At 70.6% G+C, this 15,032-nt stretch carries 17 protein-coding genes; 9 read left to right on the top strand and 8 right to left on the bottom strand.

Annotation, left to right across the window (positions count from 1 at the left end; genetic code table 11):
* Nucleotides 1-32 precede the first annotated feature (32 nt).
* Nucleotides 33-2,471, bottom strand: a complete 2,439-nt coding sequence (locus AB0E05_RS01070) for an ATP-binding protein (RefSeq protein WP_361956677.1) — start codon at nucleotides 2,469-2,471, stop codon at nucleotides 33-35.
* A 259-nt stretch (nucleotides 2,472-2,730) separates the two neighbouring features.
* On the bottom strand, nucleotides 2,731-3,462 hold the full coding sequence (locus AB0E05_RS01065; RefSeq protein WP_361956674.1) for a Crp/Fnr family transcriptional regulator: 732 nt from the start codon (nucleotides 3,460-3,462) through the stop codon (nucleotides 2,731-2,733).
* A gap of 129 nt (nucleotides 3,463-3,591) precedes the next feature.
* On the opposite strand from AB0E05_RS01065, the gene AB0E05_RS01060 reads away from it, so the two are divergent.
* Nucleotides 3,592-4,389, top strand: a complete 798-nt coding sequence (locus tag AB0E05_RS01060; protein WP_361956671.1) for a hypothetical protein — start codon at nucleotides 3,592-3,594, stop codon at nucleotides 4,387-4,389.
* Nucleotides 4,390-4,478: 89 nt separating this feature from the next.
* Here the strand turns inward: AB0E05_RS01060 and tuf are convergent, their stop codons facing one another.
* The 5 genes from tuf to AB0E05_RS01035 form a co-directional block, all read right to left on the bottom strand.
* On the bottom strand, nucleotides 4,479-5,672 hold the full coding sequence (gene tuf / locus AB0E05_RS01055) for an elongation factor Tu (protein WP_361956668.1): 1,194 nt from the start codon (nucleotides 5,670-5,672) through the stop codon (nucleotides 4,479-4,481).
* Between the two features lie 153 nt (nucleotides 5,673-5,825).
* Nucleotides 5,826-7,952, bottom strand: coding sequence for an elongation factor G (fusA, locus tag AB0E05_RS01050; protein ID WP_361956665.1), 2,127 nt, complete (start codon nucleotides 7,950-7,952; stop codon nucleotides 5,826-5,828).
* A 39-nt stretch (nucleotides 7,953-7,991) separates the two neighbouring features.
* Nucleotides 7,992-8,462, bottom strand: coding sequence for a 30S ribosomal protein S7 (rpsG, locus tag AB0E05_RS01045; RefSeq protein WP_361956662.1), 471 nt, complete (start codon nucleotides 8,460-8,462; stop codon nucleotides 7,992-7,994).
* Nucleotides 8,463-8,464: 2 nt separating this feature from the next.
* Nucleotides 8,465-8,836, bottom strand: coding sequence for a 30S ribosomal protein S12 (gene rpsL, locus AB0E05_RS01040; protein WP_003948652.1), 372 nt, complete (start codon nucleotides 8,834-8,836; stop codon nucleotides 8,465-8,467).
* 394 nt (nucleotides 8,837-9,230) lie between these two features.
* Entirely contained in the window at nucleotides 9,231-9,683 is a 453-nt protein-coding gene (locus tag AB0E05_RS01035; protein WP_361956659.1) for a helix-turn-helix transcriptional regulator, read from the bottom strand.
* 252 nt (nucleotides 9,684-9,935) lie between these two features.
* Here AB0E05_RS01035 and AB0E05_RS01030 point away from each other — a divergent pair, with 252 nt between their 5' ends.
* The 7 genes from AB0E05_RS01030 to AB0E05_RS01000 all read left to right on the top strand — a co-directional run bounded on the left by AB0E05_RS01030 (nucleotide 9,936) and on the right by AB0E05_RS01000 (nucleotide 13,705).
* Entirely contained in the window at nucleotides 9,936-10,265 is a 330-nt protein-coding gene (locus AB0E05_RS01030) for a WhiB family transcriptional regulator (protein WP_361956656.1), read from the top strand.
* Nucleotides 10,262-10,969: a hypothetical protein gene (locus AB0E05_RS01025; protein WP_361956653.1), complete on the top strand. Its 708-nt coding sequence runs from the start codon at nucleotides 10,262-10,264 to the stop codon at nucleotides 10,967-10,969. Before AB0E05_RS01030 ends, AB0E05_RS01025 begins: the two co-directional genes overlap by 4 nt.
* Nucleotides 10,963-11,205, top strand: a complete 243-nt coding sequence (locus AB0E05_RS01020) for a hypothetical protein (RefSeq protein ID WP_361956650.1) — start codon at nucleotides 10,963-10,965, stop codon at nucleotides 11,203-11,205. The genes AB0E05_RS01025 and AB0E05_RS01020 overlap by 7 nt, the downstream gene beginning before the upstream one ends.
* A gap of 510 nt (nucleotides 11,206-11,715) precedes the next feature.
* Entirely contained in the window at nucleotides 11,716-12,129 is a 414-nt protein-coding gene (locus AB0E05_RS01015) for a hypothetical protein (protein WP_361956647.1), read from the top strand.
* Between the two features lie 145 nt (nucleotides 12,130-12,274).
* Nucleotides 12,275-12,892 carry a phage tail protein gene (locus tag AB0E05_RS01010; RefSeq protein WP_361956644.1) on the top strand — a complete coding sequence of 206 codons (618 nt, stop codon included), beginning with the start codon at nucleotides 12,275-12,277 and terminating at the stop codon, nucleotides 12,890-12,892.
* 121 nt (nucleotides 12,893-13,013) lie between these two features.
* On the top strand, nucleotides 13,014-13,304 hold the full coding sequence (locus tag AB0E05_RS01005; protein WP_361956641.1) for a hypothetical protein: 291 nt from the start codon (nucleotides 13,014-13,016) through the stop codon (nucleotides 13,302-13,304).
* A gap of 116 nt (nucleotides 13,305-13,420) precedes the next feature.
* A complete protein-coding gene (locus AB0E05_RS01000) occupies nucleotides 13,421-13,705 on the top strand; it encodes a hypothetical protein (RefSeq protein WP_361956638.1) in 285 nt (94 codons plus the stop codon).
* Nucleotides 13,706-13,732: 27 nt separating this feature from the next.
* Here AB0E05_RS01000 and AB0E05_RS00995 read toward each other — a convergent pair whose 3' ends face one another.
* Nucleotides 13,733-14,569, bottom strand: a complete 837-nt coding sequence (locus AB0E05_RS00995) for a hypothetical protein (RefSeq protein ID WP_361956635.1) — start codon at nucleotides 14,567-14,569, stop codon at nucleotides 13,733-13,735.
* Between the two features lie 254 nt (nucleotides 14,570-14,823).
* On the opposite strand from AB0E05_RS00995, the gene AB0E05_RS00990 reads away from it, so the two are divergent.
* Nucleotides 14,824-15,021 carry a hypothetical protein gene (locus tag AB0E05_RS00990; RefSeq protein ID WP_361956632.1) on the top strand — a complete coding sequence of 66 codons (198 nt, stop codon included), beginning with the start codon at nucleotides 14,824-14,826 and terminating at the stop codon, nucleotides 15,019-15,021.
* Nucleotides 15,022-15,032 lie beyond the last annotated feature (11 nt).

Genomic DNA, 15,032 nt, shown 5'->3' with positions numbered 1-15,032 from the left:
TCCTTTCAAGGCGTGGAGGGGCGCACGGCAGATCAATCGACACGGGTCCAGGTGTCGGTCTCCGTCCCGCAGGTGGTGCACTCCCACGTGCCGTCCGTTTCCGCGCTGTCGGTCGTCACGACGTCGGCCGACTGCCCGTCGGACGCGAGGGTGACTGTCATCTCCTTCGTCCCGAAGAACGTGCAGGACTGGGTGTGCAGCTTCGTCCTGGCGCTGTACCTGCCGTTGCTGCCGGTGAACTCCATGCTGTCGTCCCCGCAGGTCGAGGTCAGCCCCAGAGCGTACGAGCCGTCGCCCGACTCGGTGACGTCGAAGGTTTCGCCCGCTCCGTTGCGCCACTTTCCCGCGAGGCCGTCGGGCTCCGTGGGTTCGTCGGACGGCGTGGGCTCGTCCGGCCACGTGGGTTCCCCGCTCCCGCCCGCCCGCGCGGCGTCTCCGAACCCGGTGCCCGACCGGGACGTGCCGGAGCCGTCCGAGTCCCGGTTCCACTCCTGGATCTGTTGGACGCCGAGGCCGATCACGACGAGCGCGGCAGCGCCCGCCAACAGCAGGCCCATGCCCCCGCTCGCAGCGGCAGCGCCTCCCGCGGCGGCCCCGCTCGCGGCGGCTCCGCCTCCGGCAGCCGCGCCGCTCCCGCCGGACGCCGCCGAGCCGGATGCCGCGCCGCTGGACTGGCCGACGCTCTGCGAGGTCGAGTGCAGCGCGCTCACGGGGGCGTCGGGCGCGGGCGGGACCGCTGAGGTGGCGGGGCTGGCGGAGCCCGTCGGACCTGCCGGCATTCCGTGCGCCGCCACCTGCGACGCCCCGGCGTCCGGTACGGGCGGCGCACCGACGTCCGGCGTGGGACCCGCCGTACCGGAACCGGCACCGGAACCGGCACCAGAACCCGCATCGGCACCACCGGCACCGGTGCCTGCGCCGGGACCGGCTGGCCCCGGCACCACCTGCGGCGCGTACTGCTGGGCGTCGAGCGCCGCCTGAGCACCATGGCTGCTGCCGATCTCCCGCCAGAGCACCACCGCCTGGGCCAGCAGCGTCGCCGCCAGCACCTTCTGGCCGAGCAACAGGAAGCGGACCGCCCGCTCGTGGGTGAAGTACGCCCTGGCCGCGTTGTCCCCCGCCTGGTCGGCGGCGCGCTGGCCCTGATCCAGCAGTCGGCCCCACACCCCCACCCGCAGTGACCGCGCCAGCAGGGGCGACACCGCCCGAGCGAGGCGCACCGCGCGGTCCGCCTGTCCGTGCCGCTCGGCGAGTTGCGCCGCGATCTCCAGTGCCCGCGCATGATCGGCGACGTCCGCAGGCGTGACGCCCGGGGCGGTCGCCCACTGCGCGAAGTGGTCGCAGAGCCGGTCGGCGGGGAAGGGCTCGGACACCCGGCGCCGCACTTCGGGCACCGCGTCCGCGGCGGCCCGGTAACCCCGCTCCGTGGCGACGACGAGGCCCAGCCCCGCCAGCTCGGTGCAGAGGGCGTCCGGGTCGGACACGTCGCACAGGGTGCCGACGTGCCCTGCGGACAACTCCGCGCCCTGCAACGTCGCGAAGAGGTTCAGCGCACGCAGCTGCGCCGCGCCGAGCCGCTGGAACAACAGCGGGAGCAGGCCGCTGATCTCCGCGGGGCGGGGCAGCGTCACGCTGCTCGCCCCGTCGACGCGGGCGAGGCCCGCGGCCCGCAACAGCAAGAGGGGGAGCCCGAGCGCCAGCGTGCACAGCTCGTCGGCGGCGGCGCGTTCGCCCGCCGGCAACGGCCTGCGCAGTTCCCTCGTCAGCAGGGACAGGCTGGCCTCGGGGCCCAGTCCCCGCAGCTCCACCGACGTGCTCTCGCCGAGCAGGGTCCGCTCCCGGCTGGCCAGGACGAACGTCGCAGCCGGGGCGGCGTCGGTGAGCGCGCGCAGTTGCCGCAGGTCCAGATCCACGTCGTCCACGTAGACCATCAACTCCAGCTGTGCCAGCAGGCGCTGCACCTCCGTCCGCGACGGCGCGTAGTCCGGAGCTTCGTAACAGGCTTCGAAGATCTTCTGGGCGAGGTCGTCGACTTCGTGGTCGATGGCGCTCAGGAAGATCACCCCGTCCCGTCCGGGCTCCAGGCAGTGCGCCGCGTACCGCAGCAGCGCGCTCTTGCCCACCCCCGGCGGCCCCCAGACCTGCACCAGACCGCCGCCCTCCTCGACGGCCGCTTCCAGGGCGTCCAGGTCCCGCTCCCTGCCGACGGGTTCACGCTGCCGGCGCGGGAGCAGCACGGCCTGCTCGCGGCGCACCGGTGCGGGGCGCTGCTGGGGCGCGATCAGGGTGACGTGCGAGCCGTCGCCGTCGATCACGACGTTGTGGTTGCCCACGACCACGGGCCCCGACGCGTCTCCGTCGACGGACGCGCTGTACGAGTCGCCCGTCCGCCCGGCACCCCGCTGCGGCCCCGACCCGTTCTGCCCGTCGCCTCCGGCCGGCTCCCGTCGGTGCATGTCTGGTTCGCCCATGGCTATGTCTCAATCCCGGTCGCGCGGAGCGTGACGGCCTCCTCGGCTGACCACCTTGACCGGCCGTCGATCTTCCGAAGCCCCTTGGTACAGCAGCGAGTTCTGCGGCCCGGGAGCCCCACCACCCCGTCGGTGAGGGACACACGCTAGTGAGCACGTCTGCAGGCGATTCCGTCTTACGACAGTTTCTCGGCACTTTTTCCACAGCTCGTGCCCACCAGCCCACGGCCCGATGCCCGCGTCCGGGACGCGGCGGCCGTCACGGCTGGTCGTTGGCGATGGCGTTCAGCCGGGCGAGGTCCTCGACCTTGATGGCGCGGTAGCCCGTGGAGATGACCCCCGCTTCGCGGAGCCGACGGAGCGCCTTCTGCACGGTGGGCTCGGCCGCCCCGGACAGGGTCCCGAGCTCAGGTTGGGTGATCGGCCAACGGATCACGATGCCGTCGCCCGCGTGCTCGCCGTGGCTCAGCGCGACCTGGTACAGCACGCGGGCCAGCCGGGTGGGGGCGTCGCACCCCGTGAAGTCGACGCGGTAGCTGTTGGCGGCACGGAGTTTGGCGACGATGGACGCGTTGACCGCGTGCGCGATCGCGGGCTCCCGGTCCAGGAAGGAGAGGAAGCCCTTGCGGTCGAGCACTCTGGCGGTCACGATCCCGCACGTGGTGACCGTCGCCGACCGGGGCTTTCCGTCCACCGCGGCGAGTTCGCCCACCAGTTCCCCGCCCATGCGGACGGCCAGCAGCGCGTCCCGGCCGTCGCGGGTGCGCCCGGTCGCCTTGACCACTCCGTCGACGAGGAGCAGGACGAAGGCGGTCTCGTCGCCCTCGCGCATGAGGACGCGGCCCGCCTCGTACCTCACCCGCGTACCGAGCGCGAGGAGCCGGCTGCGGGCCGACGGGGCGAGGGAGCCGAGCAGGCTGGACCGGGGCCAGGTCCACTCCCCGCCCGCGCGCCGGTCGTTCCCGCCGCGGTACGGCGCCGTGCCGCTCATGCGTCTTCGCCTCCCGGCAGCCGGTCGGACCCAGTATTGCTACGGGATTCCGGGCGTTCAATCAGTGCACAGTAGGCGTCCGACAGACGCGTCGACCGTCTTTCCCCGTTTCGACACCAGGAGGTGCGCATGCGTGTAGAGCCGGAGTACCGGGCCTTGTTCGCCGTGGACATCGAACGCTCGGCCGGACGCGGCGACTCGGCGTTCCTGGAGATCCGCCACGCCCTGCTGTCCGCGCTCCGCGAGTCGTTCGGGCGGAGCGGGATCGACTGGGACGCGTGCCTGTGCACCGACCTCGGCGACGGCATCCAGGTGACCGCACCGGCAGGGCTGTGGAAGACGAAGCTGATCCACCCGCTGATCCACGAACTCGACGCCCGCCTCCACGCCCACAACAGGCTGGCCGGTCCGCTGACCCGGATCCGCGTTCGGATCGCCCTGCACGCGGGCGACGTCCACCTCCACCCCGACGGCCAGGTCGTCGGCCGGCCGCTCGAAGTGCTGGCCAGGCTGCTGAACGCAGCACCGACCCGGGTCGCCCTCAACCGGGCCCCCGACGCGGTCGCGGCGCTGATCGTCTCGCAGCACTTCCACGAGGAGACCGTCTGCCACGGCTATCCAGGGATCGAGCCGGCCGCCTTCCACGGCGTCACGGTCACGGAGAAGGAGTACGTCGCATCCGCGTGGCTCCACGTTCCCGGCCAGCGGACCAGCGCGCCCGCTCCGGAGGGAGCCGCGCGGCCCCCCGCAACCGCCGACACCGCTGAAGGCCCCCGGACCGGCGCCCCCGTCCGACCGGAGACCGGCACCGGCACCGGCACCGGCACCGGCACCGGCACGATGCGCAACAAAGCCAAGGGGAACGGCTCCGTCTACGCGGTCCAGAGCGGCACCCAGAACGTCCGAGTCACCGACCGCAGGACCTGACCCCCGCAGCCCACGGAGCTGCCGGAAGACGCAAAGGAGCCCCGCACCTTCGCAGGTGCGGGGCTCCTTCGTTGGCTGGTGCGCCTAGATCACTTGGTGATCTTGGTGACCTGGCCGGCGCCGACCGTACGGCCACCCTCGCGGATGGCGAACTTCAGGCCCTCCTCCATGGCGACCGGCTGGATCAGCTCGACCGTCATGGTGGTGTTGTCGCCCGGCATGACCATCTCGGTGCCCTCGGGGAGGGTCACGACGCCGGTCACGTCCGTGGTACGGAAGTAGAACTGCGGGCGGTAGTTGTTGAAGAACGGGGTGTGACGGCCACCCTCGTCCTTCGACAGGATGTACGCCTGCGCCTCGAACTCCGTGTGCGGGGTGACCGAGCCGGGCTTGATGATGACCTGGCCGCGCTCGACGTCCTCGCGCTTGATGCCGCGGAGCAGCAGACCGACGTTCTCACCGGCCTGGCCCTCGTCGAGCAGCTTGCGGAACATCTCGATGCCGGTGACCGTGGTGGTGGTCTTCTCGGTCTTGATGCCGACGATGTCGACGGTCTCGTTGACCTTGAGGACACCACGCTCGATGCGACCGGTGACGACGGTGCCACGACCGGTGATCGTGAAGACGTCCTCGATCGGCATCAGGAACGGCTTGTCCACGTCGCGCTCGGGCTGCGGGATGGCCTCGTCGACGGCCTTCATCAGGTTGAGGACGGACTCACCCCACTCCTTGTCGCCCTCAAGGGCCTTGAGCGCGGAGACCTTGACGACCGGCAGGTCGTCGCCCGGGAACTCGTACTCGGAGAGCAGCTCACGGACCTCGAGCTCGACGAGCTCCAGGATCTCCTCGTCGTCCACCATGTCGGCCTTGTTCAGGGCGACGACGATGTACGGGACGCCGACCTGGCGGGCCAGGAGCACGTGCTCCTTGGTCTGCGGCATCGGGCCGTCGGTGGCGGCGACCACGAGGATGGCGCCGTCCATCTGCGCGGCACCCGTGATCATGTTCTTGATGTAGTCCGCGTGACCCGGGCAGTCGACGTGCGCGTAGTGACGCGACTCCGTCTGGTACTCGACGTGCGCGATGGAGATGGTGATACCGCGCTGGCGCTCTTCGGGCGCCTTGTCGATCTGGTCGAAGGCCGAGGCCTCGTTCAGCTCCGGGTACTTGTCGTGCAGCACCTTGGTAATGGCGGCCGTGAGGGTCGTCTTACCGTGGTCGATGTGACCGATGGTGCCGATGTTGACGTGCGGCTTAGTCCGCTCGAACTTCGCCTTCGCCACTGGGGTCCTCCTGTGGAGTGGTTCTGTACGCCTTACTCATCGGCGCCAGGTGATCTTTGCTGGGATGCCGGGGCCCGGGGCACTTCCCACCGGTTTGCTGGGAAATGCCCCCACGGGCTCCGGGAACAAGCCTAAAGCGTGTACTCGGGTGAGTTACTCGCCCTTGGCCTTCGCGATGATCTCCTCGGCGACGTTCCGGGGAACCTCGGCGTAGGAGTCGAACTGCATCGAGTAGCTTGCGCGACCCGAGGTCTTGCTGCGGAGGTCGCCGACGTAGCCGAACATCTCCGAGAGCGGCACCAGGCCCTTGACGACCTTGGCACCGGCCCGGTCTTCCATGGCCTGGATCTGGCCACGGCGGGAGTTGATGTCGCCGATGACGTCGCCCATGTAGTCCTCGGGCGTGGTGACCTCGACGGACATCATCGGCTCAAGCAGCACGGGGCTGGCCTTGCGAGCGGCCTCCTTGAACGCCTGCGAACCGGCGATCTTGAAGGCGAGCTCGGAGGAGTCGACCTCGTGGTAGCCACCGTCGAGGAGCGTCAGACGGACGCCCGTCATCTCGTAGCCGGCGAGGATGCCGAACTGCATGGCCTCCTGCGCGCCCGCGTCCACCGAGGGGATGTACTCCTTGGGGATGCGGCCACCGGTGACCTTGTTCACGAACTCGTACGCCGTGTCGCCGCCCTCGATGGGCTCGATCGCGATCTGCACCTTCGCGAACTGACCGGTACCACCGGTCTGCTTCTTGTGGGTGTAGTCCACGCGCTCGACGGCCTTGCGGATCGTCTCGCGGTAGGCGACCTGCGGCTTGCCGACGTTGGCCTCGACGCGGAACTCGCGGCGCATCCGGTCGACCAGCACCTCAAGGTGAAGCTCGCCCATACCACCGATGATGGTCTGGCCGGTCTCCTCGTTGGTGTGCACCTGGAAGGAGGGGTCCTCCTCCGCGAGACGCTGGATGGCAACACCCAGCTTCTCCTGGTCACCCTTGGACTTGGGCTCGATGGCGACCTGAATGACCGGCGCCGGGAAGTCCATGGACTCCAGGATGACCGGGTTCTTCTCGTCGCTCAGCGTCTCACCGGTGGTGGTCTGCTTCAGGCCCATGACGGCGACGATGTCGCCCGCGCCCACCGACTCGATCTCCTCACGCTTGTTCGCGTGCATGCGGTAGATCTTGCCGATGCGCTCCTTGCGGCCCTTCACGGAGTTCAGGACCGCGGTGCCCGAGTTCAGGCGCCCGGAGTAGATCCGGATGAAGGTCAGCTTGCCCAGGTGCGGGTCGCTCGCGATCTTGAACGCGAGGGCCGACAGCGGCTCGTCGTCGGACGGCTTGCGCTTGACGACCAGCTCCGGGTCCTTGACGTCGTGGCCCTCGATGGCCTCGACGTCCAGGGGGGACGGCAGGTAGCGCACGACCGCGTCGAGCAGGGGCTGGACGCCCTTGTTCTTGAACGCGGTACCGCAGAACACCGGGGTGACCGTCGTGCCCGCGGACTTGCCGGAGGCGATGGTGATGCGACGGACGGCGGCGTACAGCTGCTCCTCGGTGGGCTCCTGGCCCTCCAGGTACAGCTCCATGATCTCTTCGTCGTTCTCGGCGACGGTCTCGACCAGCTTGCCGCGCCACTCCTCGGCGGCCTCGGCGTGCGTGGCCGGGATGTCGACGACGTCGTACATCTCGCCCTTGGCGGCCTCGGCGGACCAGACCAGGGCCTTCATGCGGACCAGGTCGACGACGCCCTTGAAGTCGGCCTCGGCACCGATCGGGAGCTGCATCACGATCGGCGTCGCACCCAGGCGGTCGCTGATCATGTCGACACAGCGGTGGAACTCGGCACCGGTGCGGTCGAGCTTGTTGACGAAGCAGATGCGCGGGACGCCGTAGCGGTCCGCCTGACGCCAGACGGTCTCGGACTGCGGCTCGACACCGGCGACACCGTCGAAGACGGTCACGGCGCCGTCGAGGACGCGGAGCGAACGCTCCACCTCGACGGTGAAGTCGACGTGGCCGGGGGTGTCGATGATGTTGATCGTGTGATCGACGTCTTCGAGCGGCCAGTGGCAGGTGGTCGCGGCGGACGTGATCGTGATGCCACGCTCCTGCTCCTGCTCCATCCAGTCCATCGTGGCAGCGCCGTCGTGGACCTCACCGATCTTGTAGCTCACACCGGTGTAGAAGAGGATGCGCTCGGTGGTCGTCGTCTTGCCCGCGTCGATGTGGGCCATGATCCCAATGTTGCGGACCCTGGCCAGGTCAAGCGAAGTGGTGGCCATGTGGCTCAGTCTTCTCTCGGTTCTCGATGGGGGTAGCGACTACCAGCGGTAGTGCGCGAAGGCCTTGTTGGACTCGGCCATCTTGTGCGTGTCCTCGCGCTTCTTGACCGAAGCGCCGAGGCCGTTCGAGGCGTCGAGCAGCTCGTTCATCAGGCGCTCGGTCATCGTCTTCTCGCGACGGGCGCGGGAGTAGCCGACGACCCAGCGGAGCGCGAGGGTGGAGGCGCGACCGGGCTTGACCTCGATCGGCACCTGGTAGGTCGCGCCACCGACACGGCGGGACTTGACCTCGATGGACGGCTTGACGTTCTCCAGCGCGCGCTTCAGCGTGATCACCGGGTCGGCGTTGGTCTTCTCGCGAAGACCTTCCATGGCGCCGTACACGATGCGCTCGGCGGTGGAACGCTTGCCGTGCAGCAGGATCTTGTTGATGAGCGAGGTCACCAGAGGAGAGCCGTAGACCGGGTCGATGATGACCGGGCGCTTCGGGGCGGGGCCCTTACGAGGCATTCTTACTTCTCCTTCTTGGCGCCGTAGCGGCTGCGGGCCTGCTTGCGGTTCTTGACGCCCTGGGTGTCCAGGGAACCGCGGATGATCTTGTAACGAACACCCGGCAGGTCCTTCACACGGCCACCACGCACGAGCACGATGGAGTGCTCCTGCAGGTTGTGTCCCTCACCCGGGATGTAGGCCGTGACCTCGATGCCAGAGGTCAGACGCACACGCGCGACCTTACGGAGGGCCGAGTTCGGCTTCTTCGGGGTGGTCGTGAACACGCGCGTGCAGACGCCGCGGCGCTGGGGAGAGCCCTCAAGCGCGGGCGTCTTGTTCTTCTCGACCTTGTCCTGCCGGCCCTTGCGGACCAGCTGCTGGATCGTAGGCACTACTTCTCCGGTTTCTGTGTGCCGTTAGTAAAACTAACCTGGAACGTCGCCGACCCACGCGGTCGGGTGTGTCGAAGCTGCGGGGCTCCTCCGCAGAGCGGAGAGGGCGCAGATTGCGGTGGCCGGTCAGAGGGCTCGCGTGCGGTTGAGGACACGCACAAGAGCCCAGGCACACCCCAGGCACAAGGTCTGAGCGTACCTACCGCACGGACTTGGGTCAAAACAAATGCCCACGCACGCGACAGCCCGGGCGGCCTCACGGAAACGCCTCGTTCGGGCGGGCGTACGCAGGGCGCGCCAGGTGCCGCGGCCGGGCGGCCCACGAGGGGGCCGTGGCGGTCGTCGGCAGGTCAGTGGCGGGGTCCGCGCTCAGCCCGCGGGCGGCCGGAGGGGGTCAGTCCGCGGTCCGGCGGCGGCTCTCCCTGCGGGAATCACCCTCCGTGACGCCCTCGCTGTCGGGCTCCAGGAACTGGTTCACCACCTTGACGAAGACGCCCATGCGGTCGTCGGGGACGCCGAGCCAGCGCGCGAAGTCCTCCAGGGTGGGCCGGGGCCCGGCGGGTGGCGCGAGGTCCGCACCGAGCGGAAGTTCCTCGGGGGTGACCCGTCCGGACCGGATCAGCATGTCGCGTACGGACACCCCGAGCAGCGGGGCGATCCGGCGCATGGTCTCCAGGTCGGGCATGCTCTGGCGCTGTAGCAGACGGGTGACCGCGGCCCGGTGCACCCCTGCTTCGTCGGCGATCCTGGACTTTCCTCCGCCGCGCGGACTGTCGATGTCGTAACCGCGCTCTCGCATCAGGCCCTCGACCCAGCCCGCGAATTCGTCCAGCCCATGAGTCGTCATGCACTGCTCCTCACTAGCTTCAGATGCACACTCTAGCGTGCTTGCGCGCACGGAATTACGTGATCGAGGGTCCCCTGAGCGGCGAAACAGCAAAGATCCCTTCACATCTTAGTTGCGCGCGTGCACGCAACATGTCAAGGTGACTGCCCATCCCGCTCAGCGGCCACCTGAGCCCCTGGGACCCCATTCGTCCCGTGGGCGCCCCGGCGGCACTCATCCGTCATCCGGCCCTTCGGACCCTGGAGAGACGCCTTGCCCCTGCCCGACACCACCCCCTGGCAGCTGTCCGCCGCGTGCGTCGGGCTCCCCCCGTCCGTCGTCTTCGCCCGCCGGGCCCAACAGGCGGCGCCCGCGCTGCGGGCCTGCGCCCGCTGCCCCGTGCAGCGCGAGTGCGAGGCGACGGTCGCGCCGGCCGAGAGCTGGTTCGACGGCGTCTGCGCCGGACGGCTGTGGCGCAACGGGCGCCCGGCGTCGGCGGCGCGGATCGCGCGGGCCGTGGACCCGGAGACCCTCACCGCCCGCACGTCCCGCACGTCCCGTACGTCCCGCACCGCCGGCACTGCCCTGGGGAGTCATCTGTGACCGATCCCGTTCTGCGCGACATCACCCTGTGGACGGCCGCGCTCGTACGCCAGTTCCCCGAGCTGACCGAGGAACTCGCGCCCGGCCGGCAGGGCCCCGCCGGCCCCGCGCCCACCGCGCCCCGCCCCGACCTGGACGAACTCGTGCGCGAAGAGCGCCGGGAGGTCCTGCTGCTCCACAAGCTGCACGGCCTCACCGGCGCCGGGCGCGGCGCGGCGCCGATCCGGCTGCACGTGTCGGACGCCATCCGGGACGTGACCGACGGGGTCGTGGAACTGGAGGAGGCGGTACGGGCACGGCTCGGCCTGCCGCGGCCGGGGCGGGCCCAGGTCGTCGAACGACTGCGGCGGGTCGCCGCTCTCCTCGACGACGTGGCCGGGGACCCGGTCCTCGCCCGGCACATGCGCGACGAACTCCGCCGCATGGCCCGCCGCTGCGCCCGGGCGCTCGGCGACACCGAGCTGGTCGTACGGGTCTCCGGCCGCTGCCCGTGGTGCGACTCGGTGTCGCTGCGGGCCTTCCCGGACCGACGGGCGGTGCTGTGCGTCAACCCGGCGTGCGTGTGCGACGAGGAGGCGTGCGGATGCCAGGACGATCCGGCGTACCGGCACGTGTGGCTGGAGGAACGGTGGGCGGAGCTGGCGGCGGCGGCCGGGTGCGGCGCGGAGGAGTTCGCGGCGGCGATGGAGGAGGTGCCGTGCTGACGCCGGGCAGGTTGGCCCTGCCGACGCTCGTGCCCGGGCCGCTGGCCGCGGCGGAGGCGGGGGTCGCGCCGGCGACGATCCGCAAGTGGGTGCAGCTGGGCCTGCTGACGGCAGCGGGGAAGGCGGGCCGGGCGCAGTTGTTCCGCCTGGAGGACGTCTTCGCCGCGGAGCGCGCGGCGCGCCGGGGCAGGCGGGGCGGACGCGCGTCCCGCGCGGGTGCGCCTGCGGCGGGCTGACGGTTCACGACGAGGCGCGCCTCGTGTCCCTGAGGGGACGCGGGGCGCGCTTGCGTTTGGCGGTTCGGGGTGCCGCGGTTGCCCTGCGGGTGCGCTGGCCCCTGCGGCCCGGTGGGGCGTGTTCGCGCAGTTCCCCGCGCCCCCAACCCCACCGCCGTAACCCTGCGGGTGCGCTGGTCCCTGCGGCCCGGTGGGGGGTTCTCGCGCAGTTCCCCGCGCCCCTGATTCGCTTCCCCCCGTCGCTGACCTGCGGGGAGCCGCTTGGGGCACCGCAGGGCGGCGGGGCGCTCGCCGTCGGGGAAATGGGGCGGACAGTCGCGGGCGGGTCGCAAGGGTGCTGCGGGCGCAGCGTGCGGAGTAGTTGCGTGCGCGCACGCTCTCTGTCACAGTTGGTGCAGCGGCGGAGCTGTGCCCGGGGCAAACCCACACGGCTCCGCCGTCCGCGTTGGGGCGCGGCAGCGCACCCGCAACGCCCGTCAGTCCCCCGCCACTTCACCGAGGTGATCCGACATGACCACACCCCCGGGTGCCTTCCCCGATGTCGAGGCGCTGGTCGTCGACATCCTCAAGGCCGACGCCGCCCTCGTCGCCACGCAGGCGCACATCGCGGTCGACCCGCCGCCCAACTTCAACGGCACCACCCGCGCGGTCCTCGTCAACCGGCGCGGCGGCGCCTGGACCGGGGACCTGCACGTCGACATGCCGTTGATCGAGTTCGAGGTGTACGGACCGACCAAGGCCGACGCGCACGTCCTGTGCAACGCGGCGCGGCGCGTCCTGCTCGCGGCGATCGGCAGGACGTACGGCGTCAACGCGATCACGGACGTCGAGGAGGAGGACGGCCCGCGGTGGCTGCCCGACTACGTGTACCGCGCCGCGAACCGCTACGTGTGCGTGATCCGGCTCTCGCTGAACGTCTTCTGACGCCGGCCGCCACACCACGCACGCACCACCACCCCCACCCGTTCGGCGCGACCGCGTGCCGAACCCCCAGTCGAGGCCCCGCCACCCGGTGGGGCCTTTGCCGTATCCGGGCCGTCCGGCCCGTCTCACCAAGGAGATCCCACCCATGGCAGGAGCCAACTCGTCCGAGATCCGCGTCGCCGGCAGCGGCCGACTGTACGTCGCCGCCGCCGGAACCGAGGCGCCGGCCGCCTTCACCGACAACTCCGCCACCGACTGGACGGCGGGCGGCTGGAAGGACCTCGGCTTCACCACCGCCGACGGCGTCACCTTCGCCAAGAAGGACAAGCTGGAGCCGGTCGACTCGTGGCAGGCCGTCAGCCCGATCCACTTCGTCTACTCGGACCGGGACCTGACGCTGAAGTTCTCGCTGCTCCAGTTCAACGAGGACACGCTGCCGTTCTTCATGGGCGGCGGCGAGGTCAAGAACGAGGGCACGCCCCCGGCCGTGACCGACGTCTACCGCTACGACATCGCCGAGCGCGCGTACGCCGACGTGCGCGCCCTCGGTCTGGAGTTCACCGACGTCAAGGCCGGTACCAACACCGCCGTGAAGTACCGCTTCGCGATCCCGCGCGGCCAGGTCACCGCGTCCGACGACATCAAGCTGGCGCGCAAGTCCGCGGCCACGCTCGGCATCACCTTCACGGCGATGTCCCGCGGCGAGGGCAAGGCGCTGGCGAGCTTCGTGATGAAGGACAACACCTACTCCCCCACGGTCTGACCTCCGGTCCGACCCGCGCTCTGATCCCTGCTCCCTCGGGGGCGGTCGGCCGCGTGACCGCGTGCCGCACCGCCCCCGCCCCTTCTTTCTTCTCCAGCACACGAACCGAGGAGTACGCGTCATGGCCCGTTTCGACGTCAACGCAGCCCGCGCCCAGCGACTGGAGGCGCGCGGTCGCACCTGGTCCTTCGATCTGGACGGCGAGGCCTTCACCCTCCCCACCGAGCTGAGCCGCGCCACCGCGAAGGCGCTGCGCAAGCTCGACGACAACGACGTGGACGGGCTGCTCGCGCTGCTGATGGGCGAGGAACAGTTCGCCCGCTTCGAGGAGTACGACCTCTCGATGCAGGACGTCGCCGCCGTCCTGGAGGCGTACGGCAAGGAGACCGGGCTCGGCCTGGGGGAAGGCTGAGCCTCGCCGCGTTCGTCGACGAACACGCCGAGGCCCTTGAGGCGGACCTGCTCCGCTACTACGGCGTCGACCTGCTGGACTGGCACCGGGGCGAACTCTCCAGCCGTCGGGTCGCGGTGCTGCTGAAGCACCTGCCGGCGGAGAGCGCCGTCAGCCGGTCCGTGCACGGGGAGGCCGCGGACTGGTCCGTCAGCGACCACCTGCTGGCGGCGGTCGTCGACCACCTCGCGGTCTCCAACTGGATGTTCGCGAGCGCCAACTCCGAGGAGGGCGACCAGCAGGATCCGCCCAAGCCGGTGCCGCGGCCCGGCGACGCGTCGAGCGACGCGGCGCAGGAAGCGGAAGCCGACGCCTCAGCGTCGGCGCCGGCCCCCCAGGAGATCGCTCGGTTCTTCGGCTGATGCCACGGCCCCCGGAGTCCGCCCCGTTCAGGGAGCGGCCTCCGGGGGCGGATCCGGCGTGACCCGTTCCGCCCGTTCGACTCGTTCCACCCGTTCGACTCGTTTCACCTGTTCGACTCGTTTCACCTGTTCGACGTGTTCGTCCCTCTCCTCATGTGCCGTCGCTCCGGACCGTCTTCCCCCACCGACCTGCGGCGGCAGCGGGGCCAGCGGCGGCACGATCGGCCGTCCGCGCTTCCCGCGCAGCACCTTGCGCACGATGCGTGCCGCCTGTCTCTCCCGTACCTCCTGTGCGGTGAGCAGTACGGGAGCCTCCTCGGCGACGACGTCCGGCGCGGGCTCCGGAGCCGGCTCGGGAGGAGGTACGGGACGCGCGGCCCACCCCTCGCCGGGGCGGGGCTCCTCCTCGACCGGCTCGCGCGCCGGCGCCAGCCCGTTGACGTGCGCCCGCTCCTGGTGGACGCGTTCCTCCGCACGTACGACGACGTCCGGCGGTTCCATGAGGCGCGCGAAGGGCAGCGCGATGACCTGGGCTCCGTCGCTGCGCACCACGTCGGTGCGGCGCGGCACCCGCACGCCGCGGGCGACCAGCTGGCCCTGGGCGTAGGCGTCCGCGATCAGCTTCTCGTACGAGTTCCGGATGCCGGGCAGCTCCTCCGACACCGCTTCGGCCCAGCCGGCGGTGAAGGCGGCCGTCTCCCGCCGGTCGACCTCGGCGCGCGGCAGCACGACGAGGTCGGAGGGGCGCAGCCCGTGACGGAAGACGAGTTCGGAGATCCGGGCGAAGAGATGCGGCAGGTCAGGGGCGCAATCCAGCCAGTCAATTCCGGAATCGTCCTGATCCGCCCCCAAGTTCCCGTCCATGTGTAAGCAGTGCCTCCCCACCCGTACGGCAGAGGGACCAACGCCCCCCTGACGCGCGCCTTCTGGCGCTCCATCAATGGTGCATGTCTGGCCTTCACACGGGAGACACGGGTCGTTGACGCTCGACAACCCGAACCTTCACGCTCGACAATGATTCGTACATCAGTTCGAACAGCTCGATAGAGTCCAACGCCGGGGTCCGGCGACCGGCCGTGATCCCGTCGCACCGGCACGTGATCGGAAGGCAGGGGACCATGACGCCTCACACCGGAGGAAGCCACGCGGGCAGCACGTTCCACGACCGGCTGGCCACGCTCCTGCGCACCCCTGGACCCCTCGATGTGAAAGCCCTGCTCGCCACCCTCGACGCGGAAGTCGCGGCTCGCGAGACCCACGCGTACAAGGCCGGCTGGAACGACGCGCTCGCGGAACTCCGCGCGAGGCGCGCCTGACCCGATCGGCC

The sequence above is a fragment of the Streptomyces sp. NPDC048057 genome (genome assembly GCF_040653095.1).
Lineage (GTDB): Bacteria > Actinomycetota > Actinomycetes > Streptomycetales > Streptomycetaceae > Streptomyces.
The sequence above is the reverse complement of the archived record's forward strand: the minus strand, read 5'-3'. Positions and strand labels throughout refer to the sequence as shown.